Here is a 17,052-nt window from a genome sequence, read left to right as displayed (position 1 = left end):
GGGAAACAATGCCAGAGGAAGCCGTCGCGGAGCCGCCGCGCACCATCGAGGATCTGAGGGCGTTGGCGCTCTCGGTCGGCCGCGACGAAGCGGGTTTTTCCCTCGGCTCCAAGGCGCATGATGTCTTCGCCAAGCTTGTCGAGGCGCCCGAACAATCGGCGGTCCGCACGATCTCGGAACTCGCTGATCAATTCGGCATCAATCCGTCGACACTGACGAGACTGGCGAAGCGTCTCGGCTTCGAAGGTTTCAGCGATTTCCAGGCCGTCTTCCGCAAGGCGATCGCTGACGACCAGCAATATTTCTACAGTCGCCAGGCCGGAAGGCTGATGACGACGCCTTCGGCAGGCGGCGCCGAAGTCGAGGTCTTCGAGCGGCTGGCACGCGAAACGGCGGCGAATGTCGACGGCTTCCTGGGCCAGTTGGACAGCGCCTCGCTGAAGGGCGCGGTCGCGCTGCTGGCCGAAGCGCGGCGTGTGCGCGTGCATGGCGTTCGTCAGTTCCATTCGCTGGCGAGCTTCCTCACCTATTGCCTGGGCATGGTGCGCTCGGACGTGGCTCTGCTCGATGCGCCGCGCCTCGGCGTCGCCGAGGCGCTGTCGCAGCTCGAGCCGGGCGACGTCGTCATCACAGCCAGTTGCGCGCCCTATACGCGCAGCGTCGCCGAGGTCGGCCGCATTGCTGCGGCCAACGGCCAGAACGTGATCGCGATCACCGATTCCCGGTCCTCGCCGCTTGTTCCGCCAGCCCAGCATGCGTTCTTCATCCCGCATGCCAGCAGCTTCTATTCAAACAGCATGGGTGCCTATGTCGTGTTTTGCGAAGCGCTGCTCAACCTCGTCGCCCGCGAGCTTGGCGACAAGGCGCTGAATTCGCTGGCCGGGCGCGAGCGGCTGATCGCCGCGATGAACATCGAGGTCGGCTGAAAAACACCCGCCAACTGACAATGAGACGGTGCCTACCGCCCCCGCGCCAGGCTTCCCAGGATGCCGCGCACGATGGCGCGGCCGACGGAGGAGCCGACCGAGCGCACCACCGACTTGATGGCGGCTTCGGCTACGGTCTGGCGGTTGGAAGACCGGCGGTTGCCTGTTCCCAAAACATCGTCGAAGCCGGGAATGGTCCAGCGCGAGCCGCCGCTGTTCTGCTGCCGTGCCTGCGCCTCGGCGTCCTGCGCCTCCTTGGTCTTCTTCTGCAGGATCTCGAAGGCCGATTCGCGATCGACGACCTGATCGTACTGGCCGGCGACCGGGCTCTCGGCGATGATCTTGCGACGCTCGTCCGGCGTGATCGGGCCGAGCCGCGAGGACGGCGGCCGGATCAGCGTGCGCTGGACCATGGCCGGCACGCCCTTGTCCTCCAGCATCGAGACCAGCGCCTCGCCGGTGGCGAGCTGGGTGATGGCGGTGGCGCAGTCGAAATCGGGATTGGGCCGGAAGGTCTCGGCCGCGGTCCGCACCGCCTGCTGCTCGCGCGGCGTGTAGGCGCGCAGCGCGTGCTGGACCCGGTTGCCGAGCTGGGCCAGCACCTTTTCCGGAATATCCAGCGGGTTCTGTGTGACGAAATAGACACCGACACCCTTGGAGCGGATCAGCCGCACCACCTGCTCGACGCGATCGATGAGCACCTTCGGCGCGTCCTCGAACAGAAGATGCGCCTCGTCGAAGAAGAACACCAGCTTCGGCTGGTCGAGATCGCCGACCTCGGGCAGTTCCTCGAACAGCTCCGACATCAGCCAGAGCAGGAAGGTGGCGTAGAGCCTGGGATTCATCATCAGCTTGTCGGCGGCGAGCACGCTGATAGCGCCGCGGCCGTCGCGCGTGGTGCGCATGATGTCGGCGATGCGCAGCGCCGGCTCGCCGAAGAAGTTCGCAGCACCCTGCTGTTCCAGCACCAGGAGCGTGCGCTGGATGGCGCCGACGGAAGGCTTCGTGACATTGCCGTAGCGCGCGCTGAGCTCGTCGGCGCGCTCGGCGATGTTGGCGAGCAACGCCTGCAGGTCCTTGAGGTCGAGCAGCAGCAGGCCTTCCTCGTCGGCGATGCGGAAGGCGATGTTCATGACACCTTCCTGCGCCTCGGTGAGGTTCATCAGCCGCGAGAGCAGCAACGGCCCCATCTCGGAGATGGTGGCGCGGATCGGATGGCCCTGCTCGCCGAACAGATCCCAGAAGATGACCGGGAATTCCTGGAACTGGTAGGGATCGAGCTTCACCTCGCCGGCGCGCTTGACCAGGAAATCCTTGGCCTCGCCCATCATGGATATGCCGGAAAGGTCGCCCTTGATGTCGGCGCAGAACACCGGCACGCCGGCATTCGAAAAACCCTCGGCCAGTATCTGCAGGCTGACCGTCTTGCCGGTGCCGGTGGCGCCTGTGACGAGGCCGTGGCGGTTGCCGTAGCGCAGCAGCAGCTCTTCGGCGCGCTGATAGGAATCGTCGGGCTTGCGGCTGGCGCCGATGAAGATGCTGGTCTCGTCAACCATGTCCGGTCTCCGCAATCTGTTCCGCTCAAAGGGCCTCACCCGGAGGTATAGTAACGCGCGTCGCATGCGGCAATGGCCAGTATCGATTTGGGAGCGGCCCGGAATCTGGCCATTGGCGCTTGCGGATTTCGCGCATGTTTGGCAATCGATTGGCTGGCCGCGGGAAAACCCGGGCGGATAACGCATTGTGATATCCGGTTCCCGACCTTAGATTGGCTGGACCCGGCTGATGCGGCCGAGAAGCGAGGAGAGCGATGGGCGCCGGCGCCATGACCAGGGATGTCGACCTTCCGAACCCGGACGCCAAGCGTTGGCAGGCGCTGGCGGAGAAGGCCCTTGCCGGCGGTTCCTTCGAGGAAAAGCTCGTTTCCCGTACCGATGACGGCATCCGCATCGAGCCGCTCAGCCAGCGCGCGACGGCCGCCGATCCATGGCCGCGCACAAACCCGGCGGCGCCCTGGATCGTCAGCCAGCGCGTCGACGACCCGGACATCGCCCGGGCCAGCGCGCAAGCCCTGGAAGACATCGCCCATGGCGCCACCGGCCTGTCGCTTGTCTTCGAGGGAGCGCCGAATGCCTTCGGCTACGGCCTGCCGCGCACCGCGGAAGCGTTGGAAAGGGTGCTCGACGGCGTGCCGCTCAACCGCGTGCAGGTGCGCATCGACGCCCATCCCTGGAGCCGCGCCGTGGCCGACTGGCTGCTCGCCTTCCTGAGCAAACGCCGCTCCGATCCGACCAAGCTAAACCTGTCCTTCGGTATCGACCCAGCGGCGATCTTCGCCGGCACCGGACGGCTGCGCACCTCGATCGAGGCGCTGCAGGAATCGATGCCGCAGTCGCTGGCGCATTTCTTCTCGATGGGCGTGCCGGGCGTGCTGCTGGAGGCCGACGGCCGCGTCTTCCACAATGCCGGCGCCACCGAGGCGCAGGAGCTCGGCACGATGATGGCCTCCGTCGTGTCCTATCTCAGGATGTTCGAGAAGGCGCGCCAGCCGCTGGTCTATGCGGCACCGTATATCGGCTTCGCGCTCAGCGTCGACCAGGACCAGTTCCTGTCGATGGCCAAGGTGCGGGCGTTACGCAAGCTGTGGGCGCGCATCCAGGAAGCCTGCTCGATCCCGGCCTCGACCGCCAGCATCCATGCCGAGACCTCCTACCGCATGATGACGATGGCCGACCCGGAGACCAACATATTGCGCACGGCGATCGCAGCCTTCGCGGCGGCAACCGGCGGCGCCGATTCGATCTCGATCCTGCCGCACACGATCGCGCATGGGCTGCCGGCGGGCTTTGCCCGCCGCATCGCCCGCAACGCGCAGCTGATCATGGCCGAGGAGAGCCATCTCGGCCAAGTCGCCGACCCCGCCAGCGGCTCGGGCGCGGTCGAGGCGCTGACCGACGATCTCTGCGCCGCCGCCTGGGAAGAATTCCAGCGCATCGAGGCCGAGGGCGGCGTGCTCACCAGCCTGCAGCAGGGCTATATCCAGAACCGCGTGCAGACCGCCGCCGCCAGGCGCAACGGCGCCTACCGCGCCGGCGAACGCGGCATCGTCGGCACGACGTTGTACCGCGCCGGCACGGAGCGCCCGGTCGAGACGCTGCCGCAGGAGCGGCGCCCGGCGCTGACGGAAGGCGTGGCGACCTGCGAGCCGCTGTTTCCGGTGCGCATCGATCAGTCGATCGGAGCCGGATCATGATCCCGGATTTCAGCAAGATCGGCTGGTCGGCGCCGCGTCGCGCGCCGGTCGAGCTCAAGGGCCAGCGGATGACGCCGGAAGGCATCGCAGTAAAACACCTCTACACGCAAGGCGACCTCAAGGGGCTTGCCAATCTCGACACCTATCCGGGCCTGCCGCCCTTCGTGCGTGGCCCCTACCCCACCATGTATGTCCAGCAGCCCTGGACGATCCGGCAATATGCCGGCTTCTCGACGGCAGAGGAATCCAACGCCTTCTACCGGCGCAATCTCGCCGCCGGCCAGAAAGGCCTGTCGGTGGCTTTCGACCTTGCCACGCATCGCGGCTATGACAGCGACCATCCGCGCGTCGCCGGCGATGTCGGCATGGCCGGCGTGGCGATAGATTCCATCCTCGACATGCGGCAGCTCTTCGACGGCATTCCGTTGAACGAGATGACCGTGTCGATGACCATGAACGGCGCGGTGCTGCCGATCATGGCGCTGTACATCGTCGCGGCGGAGGAACAGGGCGTCGCGCAGAAGGATCTCGCCGGAACCATTCAGAACGACATTCTGAAGGAGTTCATGGTCCGCAACACCTACATCTATCCGCCGAAACCTTCGATGCGGATCGTGTCGGACATTTTTGCTTACACCTCCAGGCACATGCCGAAGTTCAACTCTATCTCGATCTCCGGCTACCACATGCAGGAAGCCGGAGCGACCGCCGACCTCGAGCTTGCCTACACGATCGCCGACGGCATCGAATATGCGCGCGCCGGGGTCGCTGCAGGGCTCGACATAGACCGCTTCGCGCCCCGGCTCTCCTTCTTCTGGGCGATCGGCATGAATTTCTTCATGGAGGTCGCCAAGCTCAGGGCCGCGCGGCTGCTCTGGTCGAGCCTGATGCAGAAGAACTTTTCGCCGAAGGACGAGCGCTCGCTGTCGCTGCGCACCCATTGCCAGACTTCCGGATGGTCGCTGACGGCGCAGGACCCCTACAACAACATCACCCGCACGATGATAGAGGCGATGGCCGCGACGCAGGGGCACACGCAGTCGCTGCACACCAACTCCTTCGACGAGGCGATGGCGCTGCCGACCGACCATTCTGCGCGGATCGCCCGCAACACGCAGCTCATCCTGCAGAAGGAATCCGGCACCACGCGCATGATCGATCCGTGGGGCGGCTCGGCCTATGTCGAGCGGCTGACGCATGATCTTGCGGCGCGGGCGCTCGCCCATATCGAGGAGGTCGAGAGCCTCGGCGGCATGGCAGCGGCGATCGAAAAGGGCATCCCGAAGCTGCGCATCGAGGAAGCGGCTGCCCGCACCCAGGCGCGCATCGATTCCGGCGAGCAAATTCTGGTCGGCGTCAACGCGCACCGGCCGCAGACGGATATCGAAGTCGATGTCTTGAAGATCGACAATGCCGAGGTGAAAGCCAGGCAACTGGCGAAGCTGCAGCGGCTCAAAGGCACCCGCGATGTGGCGGCCCTGGAAAACGCCCTGGCGGCGCTGACGCGTGCCGCCGAGAGCGGCGAGAACCTGCTCGAATTCGCGATTCGCGCGGCGCGCGCGAACGCGACCGTCGGCGAGATTTCGCTGGCGCTGGAAAAAGTGTTCGGCAGGCATACGGCTGCGGTCCAGACGATCTCAGGCGTGTATCGCGACGCGCTCGGTGACAACCCGGCGCTCGACCGGTTGCAGGAGAAGATCGAGGCGTTCGAAAAGAAATCCAGCGGCAAGCCGCGCATCCTGGTCGCCAAGATGGGCCAGGACGGCCATGACCGCGGCCAGAAGGTGATCGCCAGCGCCTTTGCCGATCTGGGCTTCGACGTCACCGTCGGGCCGATGTTCCAGACGCCGGACGAGATCGCGAAGCTTGCGGTGCAGCACGACGTCGACATCATCGGCGCCTCTTCCTTAGCCGCCGGGCATCTGACGCTGATCCCCGAGCTCAAGGAAGCGCTGAAGAAGCTCGGCCATGCCGACATGCTGATCGTCGCCGGCGGCGTCATCCCGCCGCAGGACTATGACGCGGTGCTGGCGGCGGGTGCCGCGGAGATCTTCCCGCCGGGAACGGTTATCCCGGAAGCTGCGAACCGGCTGATGGACCGGTTGCTGTCCGATCAATGAGGGCTTGCCGGTTTGGCTGAAAGGTTGTTCTATGGAAATAGACACAACCATGGCGCGATGATGTTCAAGACAACTATCCACGGGCTTGATGACGGATCGGGAGCGTTGCTGCTGCCACGCGAAATGCTTGACAGCCTGGACCTTCAGGTCGGTGACGAGCTCCAGATGATCGAAAGCGACGACGGCCTCATTCTAAAGCCAATCCGCCATGACGACCACAAACGGCAAATGAACGCTGCTCGCGACGTCATGGACAGATACGAGGCTGCACTGCGCAAGCTTTCAACGTTGGCTAACGGCTAGTTCCTCGACACAGTGATTTCGAAAGATTGCAGGCTTTAAGGGCAAGGCTATCAACATCCGCCGGGATAGTCAGCGTAAACGCTGGCGATGAGCTGGAGGCTTCTGAACCTCGTCATTCCAGGGCGGAGCAAGGAGCGAAGCGACGCGCGCAGACCCTGGAATCCATGCCGTTACCTGGACCGAAATGTGCAACGGTGCAGAATTCTGGACCGCCGCGGCGCTTCCAAGTCACGGCATGGATCCTCGGGTCTGCGCGCGTCGCTTCGCTCCTTGCTCCGCCCGTGGATGACGACCGCGATAGGCGTCTCGGCCAATCGCCAAGGCAGGGGACCTGCAACGCACACCAACCAACCGGTCAAATCTTCTGTATTGAGGAACTAATTCTCAGCCTTGTCCGAAAGCTTGACGATTTCCCATTCCTTGCCGTTGACGGTGACGACTTCGCCGACCTTCTTGCCGAACAGCGCCACGGCCATCGGCGAGACATGGGAAATGCTGCCCTTCGACGGATCGGCCTCGTCCTCGCCGACAATGCGCCAGTGCACCTTCTTGCCGTCGTCGCCTTCCAGCGTGACGCCCATGCCGAAGCGCACCACGTCGCTGCCCGGCTCAGGCACCGAAAGTTCGGCGTTCTCGCGCCGCGCCGTCCAGTAGCGCAGGTCGCGCGAAACCACGGCGATACGCTCGCGGTCGCCCTTCCGTTCTGCCTTGGCGAGCACATCACGCAGGTCGGCGAGATTGTCCTCGATCATAGCAAGGCCGCGCTCCGTCACCAGATTGCGGTGCGTGCTGACCGGGCGTTCGCCGACGCCGGCAATGGCGTTTTCGCTGTCTTCTTCGCGGGTGAAAGCTCTGCTCATGCAATGAACTTAGGCTTGGCGAGGCGACTGCACAAGCGGTTTGCCGATAGGGCCATCCTGGCACGATTCCTGCGACAGACAGGGCGAAACGCCAGGACCTGTGCCGATGTTGAACAGACGAACGCTGCTTGCCCAGACCGCCGGCTTCGCCGTCGCCGGCCTCTTTGCCGGCAAGGCATCGGCGAAGTCGTTGCCCGGCATCGAGATGGCCGCGATGCGCGGCTCGATCGATGCCACCGAGATCGGCGTGCAGCCAGGCGCGGTCGACGACCAGAGCAAGGCTTTCGCCAAAATGCTGGCCGAGGCCAGCGATCGCGACCAGCCGGTGTTCCTGCCGCCCGGCACCTATCTCGTCTCGAACCTGAAGCTGCCTGCCCGCGTGCGCCTGTCGGGCGTGCCGGGAGCGACGCGCATCGTCTATGGCGGCAACGGCCATCTGATGATGGCGGAACAGGCAGAGCATATCGAGCTGACTGGCCTCGTCTTCGACGGCAGCAACCGCTGGCTGGCCGACTACGCGCAGGGGCTGCTCGACCTGCGCCGCGTCGCCCATCTGACAATCGACAATTGCCAGGTGACCGGCAGCGGCAAGAACGGGCTGGCGCTGGAGCACGCCGTCGGCCGCATCGGCCGCTGCGATATTTCCGGCGCGGCGGATGCCGGCATCTATTCGGTCGAGGCCGGCGGGCTAGAGATTTCCGGCAACACCGTGTCCGACTGCGCCAATGGCGGCATCCTGGTGCATCGCTGGCAGGCGGCGGAAGACGGCACCATCGTCAGCGGCAACCGCGTCCGGCGGATCGGCGCGCGCAGCGGCGGCACCGGCCAGAACGGCAACGGCATCAATGCCTTCCGCGCCGGCAACGTCATCATCTCCGGCAACGTTGTCTCTGACTGCGCCTTCACCGCGATCCGCGCCAACAGCGCCAGCAATTTGCAGATCACCGGCAACACCTGCTCGCGCTCCGGCGAGACCGGGATCTATTCGGAATTCTCCTTCGAAGGCGCGATCCTCAGCAACAACCTCGTCGACGGCGCCGCCAACGGTATCTCGATCGTCAATTTCAACGAAGGCGGCCGCATGGCCGTCTGCTCGAACAACATCGTGCGCAACCTGACGACGGTTGGCCCTTACACCGCCGATCCGCCCGGTTTCGGCGTCGGCATCAGCGCCGAGGCCGACACGACGGTTTCCGGCAATGTCGTCGAGAACGCGCCGCTCTATGGCATGCAGCTCGGCTGGGGGCCCTATCTGCGCAATGTCGTGGCCACCGGCAACATTATCCGCAAGGCCGGCACCGGCATCGTCGTTTCGGTCGTCGAAGGGTCCGGCACGGCCGTCATCTCGGACAATGTCATCGACGGCGCGCAGAATGGCGCCATCATCGGCCAGCGTTGGGCCGATCCGGTGACCAGGGACCTCGCGAAGGCAAGCGACAGCGGCTATGCGCATCTGACCGTCGAGCGCAACAAGGTGAGCTAGACCACAGCCACGATAAAATGCGCCTGGATCTTGGCCGCCACCGCGCCGCGGCCATGCGTCTCGGCGATCGCGGCTTCCGCATAGTCGGTGGCGGACGCCAAGCTCCCGGCCTCCCTGGCCTCGATCTCGTTGCGAAGCAGGGTTCCCTGGCAATAGGCAACGGCGGGAACGCGCGGCGAGGATGCGCGGCTCTGCTCGGCCCTCGTATCGATCGCCACATCGGAGAATCCGGCGGCGGCCAGATCGCTACGGATCAAGTCCTTGTCGTGATAACCATGCGGCGTGCGCGCCAGGAAGCGCGGCGGATCGTGCGGAAAGATCCTGGCCAGGGCATTCGTCACGTCATCGGCGAAGATATTCTCCTCGATGCGATCCCACACGCTGAACAGGAAATGCCCGCCAGGCTTCAGGACGCGCTTTGCCTCGCGATAGGCGGCGGCGCGGTCGGGAAAGAACATCGCGCCGAACTGACAACAGACGAGGTCAAAGGCAGCGTCGTTGAAGGGCAGCTTCAAGGCATCCGCCTGGCGCCAGGTAATGCGGCTGTCCGGCCCCTGGCGCGACGCCGCATAGTCGAGCATCGGCTGGTTGAGGTCGGTCACGGTGTAGCTGGCATCGGGAGAGAGTTTCGGCGCCAAGGCGCGCGTGACGGCCCCGGTGCCCGCGGCGGTCTCCAAAACGGCGGCTGGCGAGAAGGAAGCCGCCCGGCGCGCCGTCTCGGCGGCATAGGCCTCGAAAATCAGCGGCACCATATGGCGATCGTAATTTTCCGGGATCGACCCGGCAAACACCTTGTCCGCTTCCAGCATGATCTGGCCCGCCGTCCGATTGTTAGTGGAGGAGACTAGCACATAATTTTTTGTCTCGGCTTATGCGCACGGCATATCGGTGCCGGTGAAACCTCGCTAGCCCAGCGCCGCCGTCGGCCGCAGCAAGCCGACCTTGGCGCCGATGCGGCTTTCGACTGCGGGATGGGCGAGTTGGGTGAGCCTTGCCGCTACCGCCTCTTCGGCGCGCAACAGCTTTGCCAGCACCGCGGCGATCATCACCTCGGCCCCTCTGCCGGCGCCATCATCGCATTTGAGCGCGATGCCGAGACCGAGCTCGGGCAAGGCCGCGCAATAGACGCCTTCGGCGCCGGTCTTGACGAAGATGCGGCCCGGTGCTGCCTGCATCAGCGCGACATCGGCCTTGCCGGTGCCGGCGACCAGGAACGGCTCGGCCATGCAGGCCGAAAGCAGACGCTTCGCCGCCTTGGCTCGCTCGGGCGAAAAGCCCCTGCCCGTCGCCATGCGGGCAAAGCCCTGCGCAAAATTCTTCAACGGCACGGCATAGGTCGGGATCGAGCAGCCGTCGATGGCGCTGTTGCCGGTGTTGTGAGCGGCGCCGGTGACGGATTGCATGGCGTCGCGCACCATCTCCTGCTGCGCGTGTCCCTCCTTGACGTAGCCCTGATGGGCGATGCCCGAATGCACGCAGGTGCAGAGGAAGCCGGCGTGCTTGCCGGAGCAGTTGTTGTGCAAGGCGCTCGGCACATCGCCGGCGCGGGCGAGCGCAAGGGTGGCTTCATGGTTGGGCCAATGCGCGCCGCATTCCAGCGCGGTCTTATCGAGACCGGCCCTGGCGAGCATTGCCCGCGCCAGTTCGACATGGGCGGGTTCGCCCGAATGCGAGGCGCAGGCCAGCGCCAGTTCGCGGTTGCCGAAGCCGTAGGCGTCGGCCGCGCCCGATTCGACCAGCGGCAGCGCCTGGATCGCCTTCACCGCGGAGCGCGGGAAAACCGGACGGTCCGTGTCGCCGATCTCCCAGACGGCCTTGCCGTCGGCGTCGAAGACCGAAACCGCGCCGCGATGCCTGCTTTCGACCACCGCGCCGCGCGTGACTTCGACCAGAACCGGATTGGACATGCTGCCTCCCGCACGCGCCTTGGGACGCTTTAGTGCGGGCCGCTTCTACCTGATGCGGTCGAGAATGGAAACGTAATTGGCGACGGCTGCACCCCCCATGTTGAAGATGCCGCCGAGCTTCGCGCCCGGCACCTGGATGCCGCCGGCTTCGCCAGTCAGTTGCATGGCGGTAAGCACATGCATCGAGACCCCGGTGGCGCCGATCGGATGGCCCTTGGCCTTCAGGCCGCCCGAAGGATTGACCGGAAGGCGGCCGTCCTTGGCCGTCGTCCCGTCCAGCGCCAGCTTGGCGCCCTCGCCTGGCTTGGCCAGGCCCATCGCTTCGTATTCGATCAGCTCGGCGATGGTGAAGCAGTCATGCGTCTCGACGAAGGAGAGGTCGTCGAGCGTCACGCCTGCCTTCTTCAGCGCCTGGTTCCAGGCGTGCTCGCAACCCTCGAAGGCTAGGATGTCGCGCTTCGACATCGGCAGGAAATCCTGGACATGCTCGTTGGCGCGGAAGGTTACGGCGCGGCGCATCCTCAGCGCAGTCGCGGTATCGGTCAGCACAAGAGCGGCCGCGCCATCCGAGACCAGCGAGCAATCGGTGCGCTTCAGCGGACCGGCGACGAAGGGGTTCTTTTCGCTTTCCTGGCGGCAGAACTCATAGCCGAAATCCTTGCGCATCTGCGCATAAGGGTTGTCGACACCGTTTTTGTGGTTCTTGGCGGCGATCATGGCCAGCGCATCCGACTGGTCGCCATAGCGCTGAAAATAAGCCTGCGCGATCTTGCCGAAGACGCCGGCAAAGCCAGCAGGCGTGTCGCCGTCTTCCGGCAGGTAGGATGCCTTGAGCAGGTTCTTGCCGATCTCGGGACCCGGCGTGGTCGTCATCTGCTCGGCGCCGACCACCAGCACGACGCGGGCGGCGTTGGCGTCAATGGCGCGGATGCCTTGCCGCACGGCGGCCGAGCCGGTGGCGCAGGCATTCTCGACGCGTGTCGCCGGCTTGAAGCGCAGCCGGTCGTCGGCCTGCAGCACGAGGCTGGCGGTGAAATCCTGCGGGGAGAAGCCGGCGTTGAAATGGCCGAGCACAATCTCGTCGACATCGTCTGGACCGATGCCGGCATGGTCGAGCGCCTCGACGGCAACCTTGGTGATCAGGCCCTCCAGCGTCTCGCCTTCGAGCTTGCCGAAGCGCGAATGCGCCCAGCCGACGATGCATGCGGTCATGGCAACCTCCATTTGCGCCGCAGCCTAGCACGATCCTTGGCGGCACGTGATTCAATATTGTTCAACAGTGAACCGTTTTCTAGCCCCCTGCCATGGGCCAGAACGACACGATCAGTTGATCCCGGTGTCGATTTTTTATTGATTGACGCGTCAATAAAAAATAATCTCGACCCGAACCGGATCCCTAAAATGCCGAAAGTCGGAATGGAACCCGTGCGCCGCAAGGCGCTGATCGACGCGACGATCTCTGCGATCGGCGAGCGCGGATCGCTGGACGTGACGATGTCGGAGATCGCCGGACGCGCCGGTGTGTCGTCGGCGCTGGCGCATCACTATTTCGGCGCCAAGGACGAGCTGCTGTTCGCGACGATGCGGCACATCCTGACGGAGCTCAACATCGACACCAGGCGCGCGCTTCACACCGCCGGCACAGCGCGTGAGCGCGTCTCTTCCGTGGTCGCGGTCAGCTTCTCAGATGACCAGTTCCAGGCCGAGATCATCGCCGCATGGCTCGCCTTCTATGTCGAGGCGCAGAAATCGACCGAACTGCGGCGCCTGCTGCGCATCTATGCGCGGCGGCTGCATTCCAACCTGATGAGCGGGCTGACCGGCATCCTGCCCCGGGCAGAGGCCGACCGCGTGGCGGAAGCGACCGCGGCGCTGATCGACGGGCTCTACATCCGCCGCGCGCTGAAGGACGGCGTGCCGGACGCGCAGACCGCGATCGCGCTTGTGGAAGACTATCTCGAAACCAAGCTCAACGGACGGAGCCTGCCTTGACCACCCGGCGACCCAATTTCCTGATCGTCATGGTCGATCAGCTCAACGGCACGTTCTTCCCGGACGGCCCGGCCGAGTTCCTGCATGCCCCCAATCTGAAGGCGCTGGCCGCGCGCTCGGCGCGCTTCGCCAACAACTATACCGCCTCGCCGCTCTGCGCGCCGGGACGTGCCTCCTTCATGAGCGGGCAACTGCCGTCGCGCACCCAGGTCTATGACAACGCCGCGGAATTCGCCTCCTCGATCCCGACCTACGCGCATCATCTGCGCAGCGCCGGCTATCACACGGTGCTCTCCGGCAAGATGCATTTCGTCGGTCCCGACCAGTTGCACGGCTTCGAGGAGCGGCTGACCACCGACATCTACCCGGCCGATTTCGGCTGGACGCCGGACTACCGCAAGCCCGGCGAGCGCATCGACTGGTGGTACCACAATCTGGGTTCGGTGACCGGCGCCGGCATCGCCGAGATCACCAACCAGATGGAATATGACGACGAGGTCGCCTTCCACGCGACGCAGAAGCTCTATGAGTTCGCGCGCGTGTCGGATGACGCGGACCAGCGCCCCTGGTGCCTGACCGTCTCCTTCACCCATCCGCACGATCCCTATGTCGCGCGGCGCAAATACTGGGACCTCTATGAGAACTGCCCGGCGCTGGAGCCGGACGTCGGCTTCATTCCCTATGACAGCCAGGATCCGCATTCAAAGCGGCTCTACAAGGCATCCGACTACGACAGTTTCGACATCACGCCGGAACAGATTCGCTGCTCGCGGCGCGGCTATTTCGCCAACATCTCCTATCTCGATGACAAGCTCGGCGACTTGCTGTCGGTGCTGGAACGCACCCGCATGCTGGACGACACGATCGTGCTGTTCTGCTCCGACCATGGCGACATGCTGGGCGAGCGCGGCCTCTGGTTCAAGATGTGCTTCTACGAGGGTGCGGCGCGCGTGCCTTTGATGATGGGCGGCAAGGACATCAAGGCCGGGTTGATCGAGACGCCTGTCTCAAATCTCGACGTGGCGCCGACGCTCTGCGACCTCGCCGGCATCGACATGAGCGGGATCGCGCCATGGACGGACGGCCAGTCGCTGCTGCCGCTTGCCGCCGGTAAGGAGCGCTCGGCGCCGGTGCTGATGGAGTATGCGGCTGAAGGCTCCTACGCGCCGATGGTGGCGATCCGCGAGGGCAAATACAAATTCGTCCATTGCGAACTCGATCCGCCGCAGCTCTTCGATCTCGACGCCGATCCGCGCGAGCTCGACAATCTCGCCGCCAACCCGGCTTACGCCGATCTGGTCTCGGCCTTCATGGAAAAGGTCCGCGCGCGCTGGAACATGGCGGACTTCGACGCCGCTGTGCGCGAAAGCCAGGCGCGCCGCTGGGTCGTCTACCCGGCGCTGCGCAACGGCGCCTACTACCCATGGGAGTTCCAGCCGCTGCAGAAGGCATCGGAACGCTACATGCGCAACCACATGAACCTCGACAATCTGGAAGAGAGCAAACGGTATCCGAGAGGCGAATGATGGCAGACATTCTCGTCCCACCGCTTGATCATCTGAGGCAGGCCTATGCCGTCACCTCGACGGCCACGCAGGTGACGCCGCTCCTGGTGTCGGCGGCTTTGGCCAGGGAAACCGGCGCGGCGCGCGTCTTCGTCAAGCCGGAGTCGCTGCAATGGGCCGGCTCCTTCAAGGTGCGCGGCGCCTATTGGCGGCTGAAGCGGCTTTCGCCGGATGAAGCGAAGCAAGGCGTCGTCGCCTATTCCTCCGGCAATTTCGCGCAAGGGCTGGCGGCCGCCGGCCAGGCGCTGGGCATTCCCGTCACCATCGTCATGCCGATCGACGCGCCAGCCGCAAAACGCGACGCGACCGCAGGCTATGGCGCACGCGTGGTGCTGACCGACCATGGCGACCGCGCGCGTGAGGAGGTCGCCGCCGCCAAGGCGCGCGAGATCGCCGAGACCGAGCACCTCACCTTGCTCCATCCCTTCGACGATCCGGAAATCGTCGCAGGCCAGGCCGGCGCCGGACTGGAAGCGCTCGACCAGTTGGCGGCTAAGAAGGCGCATGCCGACCTGGTGTTCTGCTCGGTCGGCGGAGGCGGGCTGATCGGCGGCGTCTCGCTGGCCTTCCACTATCTGTCGCCCAGGACCGAGATCATCGCCGTCGAGCCGGAGGGTTTCAACGGCATGGGCTCGTCGCTCGCGCATGGCGCCATCGAGACCATGCCGATCGGACCGAAATCGATCTGCGACGGGTTGATGGCGCGCAAGCCTGGCGACGCGCCCTTTGCGGCGGTGAGTGCCGCCGGCGTGCGCGGCGTCACCGTCGATGACGCCTCGGTGCGGCGGGCTATGAAGATCGCCTTCGAGCGGATGAAGCTGGTGCTGGAGCCCTCGGGCGCGGCATCACTGGCCGCCCTTCTCGGCGGCAAGGTGGATGTGAAGGACAAGACTGTCCTGGTGGTTGCAACCGGCGGCAATGTCTCGCTCGCCGATTTTATGGCGCATATGAACAATGCTTGAAGCGGATTTCGTCATCATCGGCTCCGGCTCCGCCGGCTCGGCCATGGCCTATCGGCTGTCGGAAGACGGCAAGCACTCGGTGATCGTCATCGAGTTCGGCGGCACCGATATGGGGCCGCTGATCCAGATGCCGTCGGCGCTGTCGATCCCACTCAATATGAGCCTCTACGACTGGGGTTTCGCCAGCGAGCCGGAGCCGCATCTCGGCGGCCGCGTGCTGGCGACGCCGCGCGGCAAGGTGATCGGCGGCTCGTCCTCGATCAACGGCATGGTCTATGTGCGCGGCCATGCGCACGACTTCGACCATTGGGCGGAACAGGGTGCGACCGGCTGGGGCTTCGCCGACGTGCTCCCCTATTTCAAGCGCATGGAGGATTCCGACGGCGGCGAGGATGGCTGGCGGGGCCACGGCGGACCATTGCATGTGCAGCGCGGCACACGGAAGAATCCGCTCTATGGCGCCTTCGTCGAGGCCGGCCGCCAAGCCGGCTTCGAGCTCACCGACGACTATAACGGCTCCAAGCAGGAAGGTTTTGGGCCGATGGAGCAGACCATTCTTGGCGGCCGCCGCTGGTCGGCGGCGAACGCCTATCTGAAGCCGGCTCTCAAACGCAAGAATGTGAGTCTGGTCAAAGGCTTCGCCCGGCGCGTGGTGATCGAGAATCAACGCGCCCTCGGCGTCGAGATCGAAGCTGACAAAAAGATTCAGGTCGTTAAGGCGCGGCGTGAAGTGATCGTCGCGGCGTCGTCGATCAACTCGCCGAAGATCCTGATGCTGTCCGGCATCGGCCCAGGCGCGCATCTGCAGGAGAACGGCATAAAGGTGATCGCCGACAGGCCGGGTGTCGGCGCCAATCTGCAGGACCATCTGGAGCTCTATATCCAGCAGGAATCGACCAGGCCGATCACGTTGAACTCGGTGCTCAATCCCTTCTCCAAGGCATTGATCGGCGCGCAGTGGCTGTTCTTCAAGAGTGGCCTTGGCGCCACCAACCATTTCGAGGCGGCGGCCTTCGTGCGTTCGCAGGCCGGCGTCGACTACCCCGATATCCAGTATCACTTCATTCCCGCGGCGGTGCGCTATGACGGCAAGTCGGCGGCGAAGTCGCACGGCTTCCAGGCGCATGTTGGGCCGATGCGCTCGAAGTCGCGCGGCTCAGTGACGCTGCGCTCGCCCGACCCGAAGACGAAGCCGGTGATCCGCTTCAACTACATGTCGCATCCGGACGACTGGAGCGAGTTCCGCCACTGCATCCGGCTGACCCGCGAGATTTTCGGGCAGAAGGCCTTCGACGGCTTCCGCGGCAAGGAGATCTCGCCCGGCAGCCATGTGCGGACCGACGACGAGCTCGACGCTTTCATCCGCGACCATGCCGAGAGCGCCTACCATCCTTGCGGCACCTGCCGGATGGGCCGTGCCGACGATGTGACCGCCGTCGTCGATCCGGAATGCCGAGTAATCGGCGTCGAGGGCCTGCGCGTCGCCGATTCCTCGATCTTCCCGCGGGTGACCAATGGCAACCTCAACGCCCCCTCGATCATGACCGGCGAAAAGGCGTCCGACCATATCCTCGGCCGCACGCCGCTGGCGCCATCCAACCAGGAACCCTGGATCAATCCGCGCTGGCAGGTGGCGGACCGATAGGGCATTGTCGGGCTGACCGCCCTCCCGGCGAACAGA

At 65.0% G+C, this 17,052-nt stretch carries 14 protein-coding genes; 9 read left to right on the top strand and 5 right to left on the bottom strand.

Going from position 1 to position 17,052, the window contains the following annotated elements; all coding sequences use genetic code 11:
• Positions 1-8 precede the first annotated feature (8 nt).
• Positions 9-926 (top strand): MurR/RpiR family transcriptional regulator, encoded by a 918-nt coding sequence (locus EJ068_RS25555; RefSeq protein ID WP_189439073.1) that lies wholly within the window; start codon positions 9-11, stop codon positions 924-926.
• A gap of 32 nt (positions 927-958) precedes the next feature.
• Here the strand turns inward: EJ068_RS25555 and EJ068_RS25550 are convergent, their stop codons facing one another.
• Positions 959-2,482 (bottom strand): helicase HerA-like C-terminal domain-containing protein, encoded by a 1,524-nt coding sequence (locus tag EJ068_RS25550; protein WP_127253421.1) that lies wholly within the window; start codon positions 2,480-2,482, stop codon positions 959-961.
• Between the two features lie 254 nt (positions 2,483-2,736).
• Between EJ068_RS25550 and EJ068_RS25545 the strand changes: the two genes are divergently transcribed.
• Genes EJ068_RS25545 through EJ068_RS25535 form a run of 3 tightly spaced genes read left to right on the top strand, consistent with a single transcriptional unit; the run spans position 2,737 to position 6,602 of the window.
• A complete protein-coding gene (locus tag EJ068_RS25545; protein WP_127253422.1) occupies positions 2,737-4,179 on the top strand; it encodes a methylmalonyl-CoA mutase subunit beta in 1,443 nt (480 codons plus the stop codon).
• Positions 4,176-6,299, top strand: a complete 2,124-nt coding sequence (gene scpA / locus EJ068_RS25540; RefSeq protein WP_127253423.1) for a methylmalonyl-CoA mutase — start codon at positions 4,176-4,178, stop codon at positions 6,297-6,299. Before EJ068_RS25545 ends, scpA begins: the two co-directional genes overlap by 4 nt.
• Positions 6,300-6,356: 57 nt before the next feature.
• Positions 6,357-6,602, top strand: coding sequence for an AbrB/MazE/SpoVT family DNA-binding domain-containing protein (locus tag EJ068_RS25535; RefSeq protein ID WP_245463225.1), 246 nt, complete (start codon positions 6,357-6,359; stop codon positions 6,600-6,602).
• A gap of 377 nt (positions 6,603-6,979) precedes the next feature.
• Here the strand turns inward: EJ068_RS25535 and greA are convergent, their stop codons facing one another.
• Positions 6,980-7,462 (bottom strand): transcription elongation factor GreA, encoded by a 483-nt coding sequence (gene greA / locus EJ068_RS25530; protein ID WP_127253424.1) that lies wholly within the window; start codon positions 7,460-7,462, stop codon positions 6,980-6,982.
• Between the two features lie 106 nt (positions 7,463-7,568).
• Between greA and EJ068_RS25525 the strand changes: the two genes are divergently transcribed.
• Positions 7,569-8,945, top strand: a complete 1,377-nt coding sequence (locus tag EJ068_RS25525; RefSeq protein ID WP_127386123.1) for a TIGR03808 family TAT-translocated repetitive protein — start codon at positions 7,569-7,571, stop codon at positions 8,943-8,945.
• On the opposite strand, the gene EJ068_RS25520 is transcribed toward EJ068_RS25525, so the two are convergent.
• From EJ068_RS25520 to EJ068_RS25510, 3 genes are all read right to left on the bottom strand, one after another.
• The gene (locus tag EJ068_RS25520; RefSeq protein WP_127252562.1) at positions 8,942-9,754 is read right to left on the bottom strand and encodes a methyltransferase domain-containing protein; all 813 of its coding nucleotides are present in this window, start codon (positions 9,752-9,754) and stop codon (positions 8,942-8,944) included. The genes EJ068_RS25525 and EJ068_RS25520 overlap by 4 nt on opposite strands.
• Positions 9,755-9,850: 96 nt before the next feature.
• Positions 9,851-10,852 carry an asparaginase gene (locus EJ068_RS25515; RefSeq protein WP_127252561.1) on the bottom strand — a complete coding sequence of 334 codons (1,002 nt, stop codon included), beginning with the start codon at positions 10,850-10,852 and terminating at the stop codon, positions 9,851-9,853.
• Between the two features lie 45 nt (positions 10,853-10,897).
• The gene (locus EJ068_RS25510) at positions 10,898-12,064 is read right to left on the bottom strand and encodes an acetyl-CoA acetyltransferase (RefSeq protein ID WP_127252560.1); all 1,167 of its coding nucleotides are present in this window, start codon (positions 12,062-12,064) and stop codon (positions 10,898-10,900) included.
• 189 nt (positions 12,065-12,253) lie between these two features.
• Between EJ068_RS25510 and betI the strand changes: the two genes are divergently transcribed.
• The 4 genes from betI to betA are packed head-to-tail and all read left to right on the top strand — an operon-like array spanning position 12,254 to position 17,016.
• The gene (gene betI, locus EJ068_RS25505; protein ID WP_127252559.1) at positions 12,254-12,844 is read left to right on the top strand and encodes a transcriptional regulator BetI; all 591 of its coding nucleotides are present in this window, start codon (positions 12,254-12,256) and stop codon (positions 12,842-12,844) included.
• A complete protein-coding gene (betC, locus tag EJ068_RS25500; RefSeq protein ID WP_127252558.1) occupies positions 12,841-14,370 on the top strand; it encodes a choline-sulfatase in 1,530 nt (509 codons plus the stop codon). Before betI ends, betC begins: the two co-directional genes overlap by 4 nt.
• Positions 14,367-15,371: a threonine/serine dehydratase gene (locus EJ068_RS25495; protein WP_189342613.1), complete on the top strand. Its 1,005-nt coding sequence runs from the start codon at positions 14,367-14,369 to the stop codon at positions 15,369-15,371. The genes betC and EJ068_RS25495 overlap by 4 nt, the downstream gene beginning before the upstream one ends.
• Positions 15,364-17,016 (top strand): choline dehydrogenase, encoded by a 1,653-nt coding sequence (gene betA, locus EJ068_RS25490; RefSeq protein ID WP_127252556.1) that lies wholly within the window; start codon positions 15,364-15,366, stop codon positions 17,014-17,016. The genes EJ068_RS25495 and betA overlap by 8 nt, the downstream gene beginning before the upstream one ends.
• Positions 17,017-17,052 lie beyond the last annotated feature (36 nt).

It is taken from the genome of Mesorhizobium sp. M2A.F.Ca.ET.043.02.1.1 (assembly GCF_003952405.1).
GTDB lineage: Bacteria > Pseudomonadota > Alphaproteobacteria > Rhizobiales > Rhizobiaceae > Mesorhizobium.
This window is presented reverse-complemented; position numbering and strand designations above follow the sequence as displayed.

What these genes read in the sequence shown, in the direction of transcription:
- EJ068_RS25555 (WP_189439073.1), top strand. Translation starts at nt 9, where the DNA reads ATGCCAGAGGAAGCCGTCGCGGAGCCGCCGCGCACCATCGAGGATCTG.
- EJ068_RS25550 (WP_127253421.1), bottom strand. Translation starts at nt 2,482, where the DNA reads ATGGTTGACGAGACCAGCATCTTCATCGGCGCCAGCCGCAAGCCCGAC.
- EJ068_RS25545 (WP_127253422.1), top strand. Translation starts at nt 2,737, where the DNA reads ATGGGCGCCGGCGCCATGACCAGGGATGTCGACCTTCCGAACCCGGAC.
- scpA (WP_127253423.1), top strand. Translation starts at nt 4,176, where the DNA reads ATGATCCCGGATTTCAGCAAGATCGGCTGGTCGGCGCCGCGTCGCGCG.
- EJ068_RS25535 (WP_245463225.1), top strand. Translation starts at nt 6,357, where the DNA reads ATGATGTTCAAGACAACTATCCACGGGCTTGATGACGGATCGGGAGCG.
- greA (WP_127253424.1), bottom strand. Translation starts at nt 7,462, where the DNA reads ATGAGCAGAGCTTTCACCCGCGAAGAAGACAGCGAAAACGCCATTGCC.
- EJ068_RS25525 (WP_127386123.1), top strand. Translation starts at nt 7,569, where the DNA reads ATGTTGAACAGACGAACGCTGCTTGCCCAGACCGCCGGCTTCGCCGTC.
- EJ068_RS25520 (WP_127252562.1), bottom strand. Translation starts at nt 9,754, where the DNA reads ATGCTGGAAGCGGACAAGGTGTTTGCCGGGTCGATCCCGGAAAATTAC.
- EJ068_RS25515 (WP_127252561.1), bottom strand. Translation starts at nt 10,852, where the DNA reads ATGTCCAATCCGGTTCTGGTCGAAGTCACGCGCGGCGCGGTGGTCGAA.
- EJ068_RS25510 (WP_127252560.1), bottom strand. Translation starts at nt 12,064, where the DNA reads ATGACCGCATGCATCGTCGGCTGGGCGCATTCGCGCTTCGGCAAGCTC.
- betI (WP_127252559.1), top strand. Translation starts at nt 12,254, where the DNA reads ATGCCGAAAGTCGGAATGGAACCCGTGCGCCGCAAGGCGCTGATCGAC.
- EJ068_RS25495 (WP_189342613.1), top strand. Translation starts at nt 14,367, where the DNA reads ATGATGGCAGACATTCTCGTCCCACCGCTTGATCATCTGAGGCAGGCC.
- betA (WP_127252556.1), top strand. Translation starts at nt 15,364, where the DNA reads ATGCTTGAAGCGGATTTCGTCATCATCGGCTCCGGCTCCGCCGGCTCG.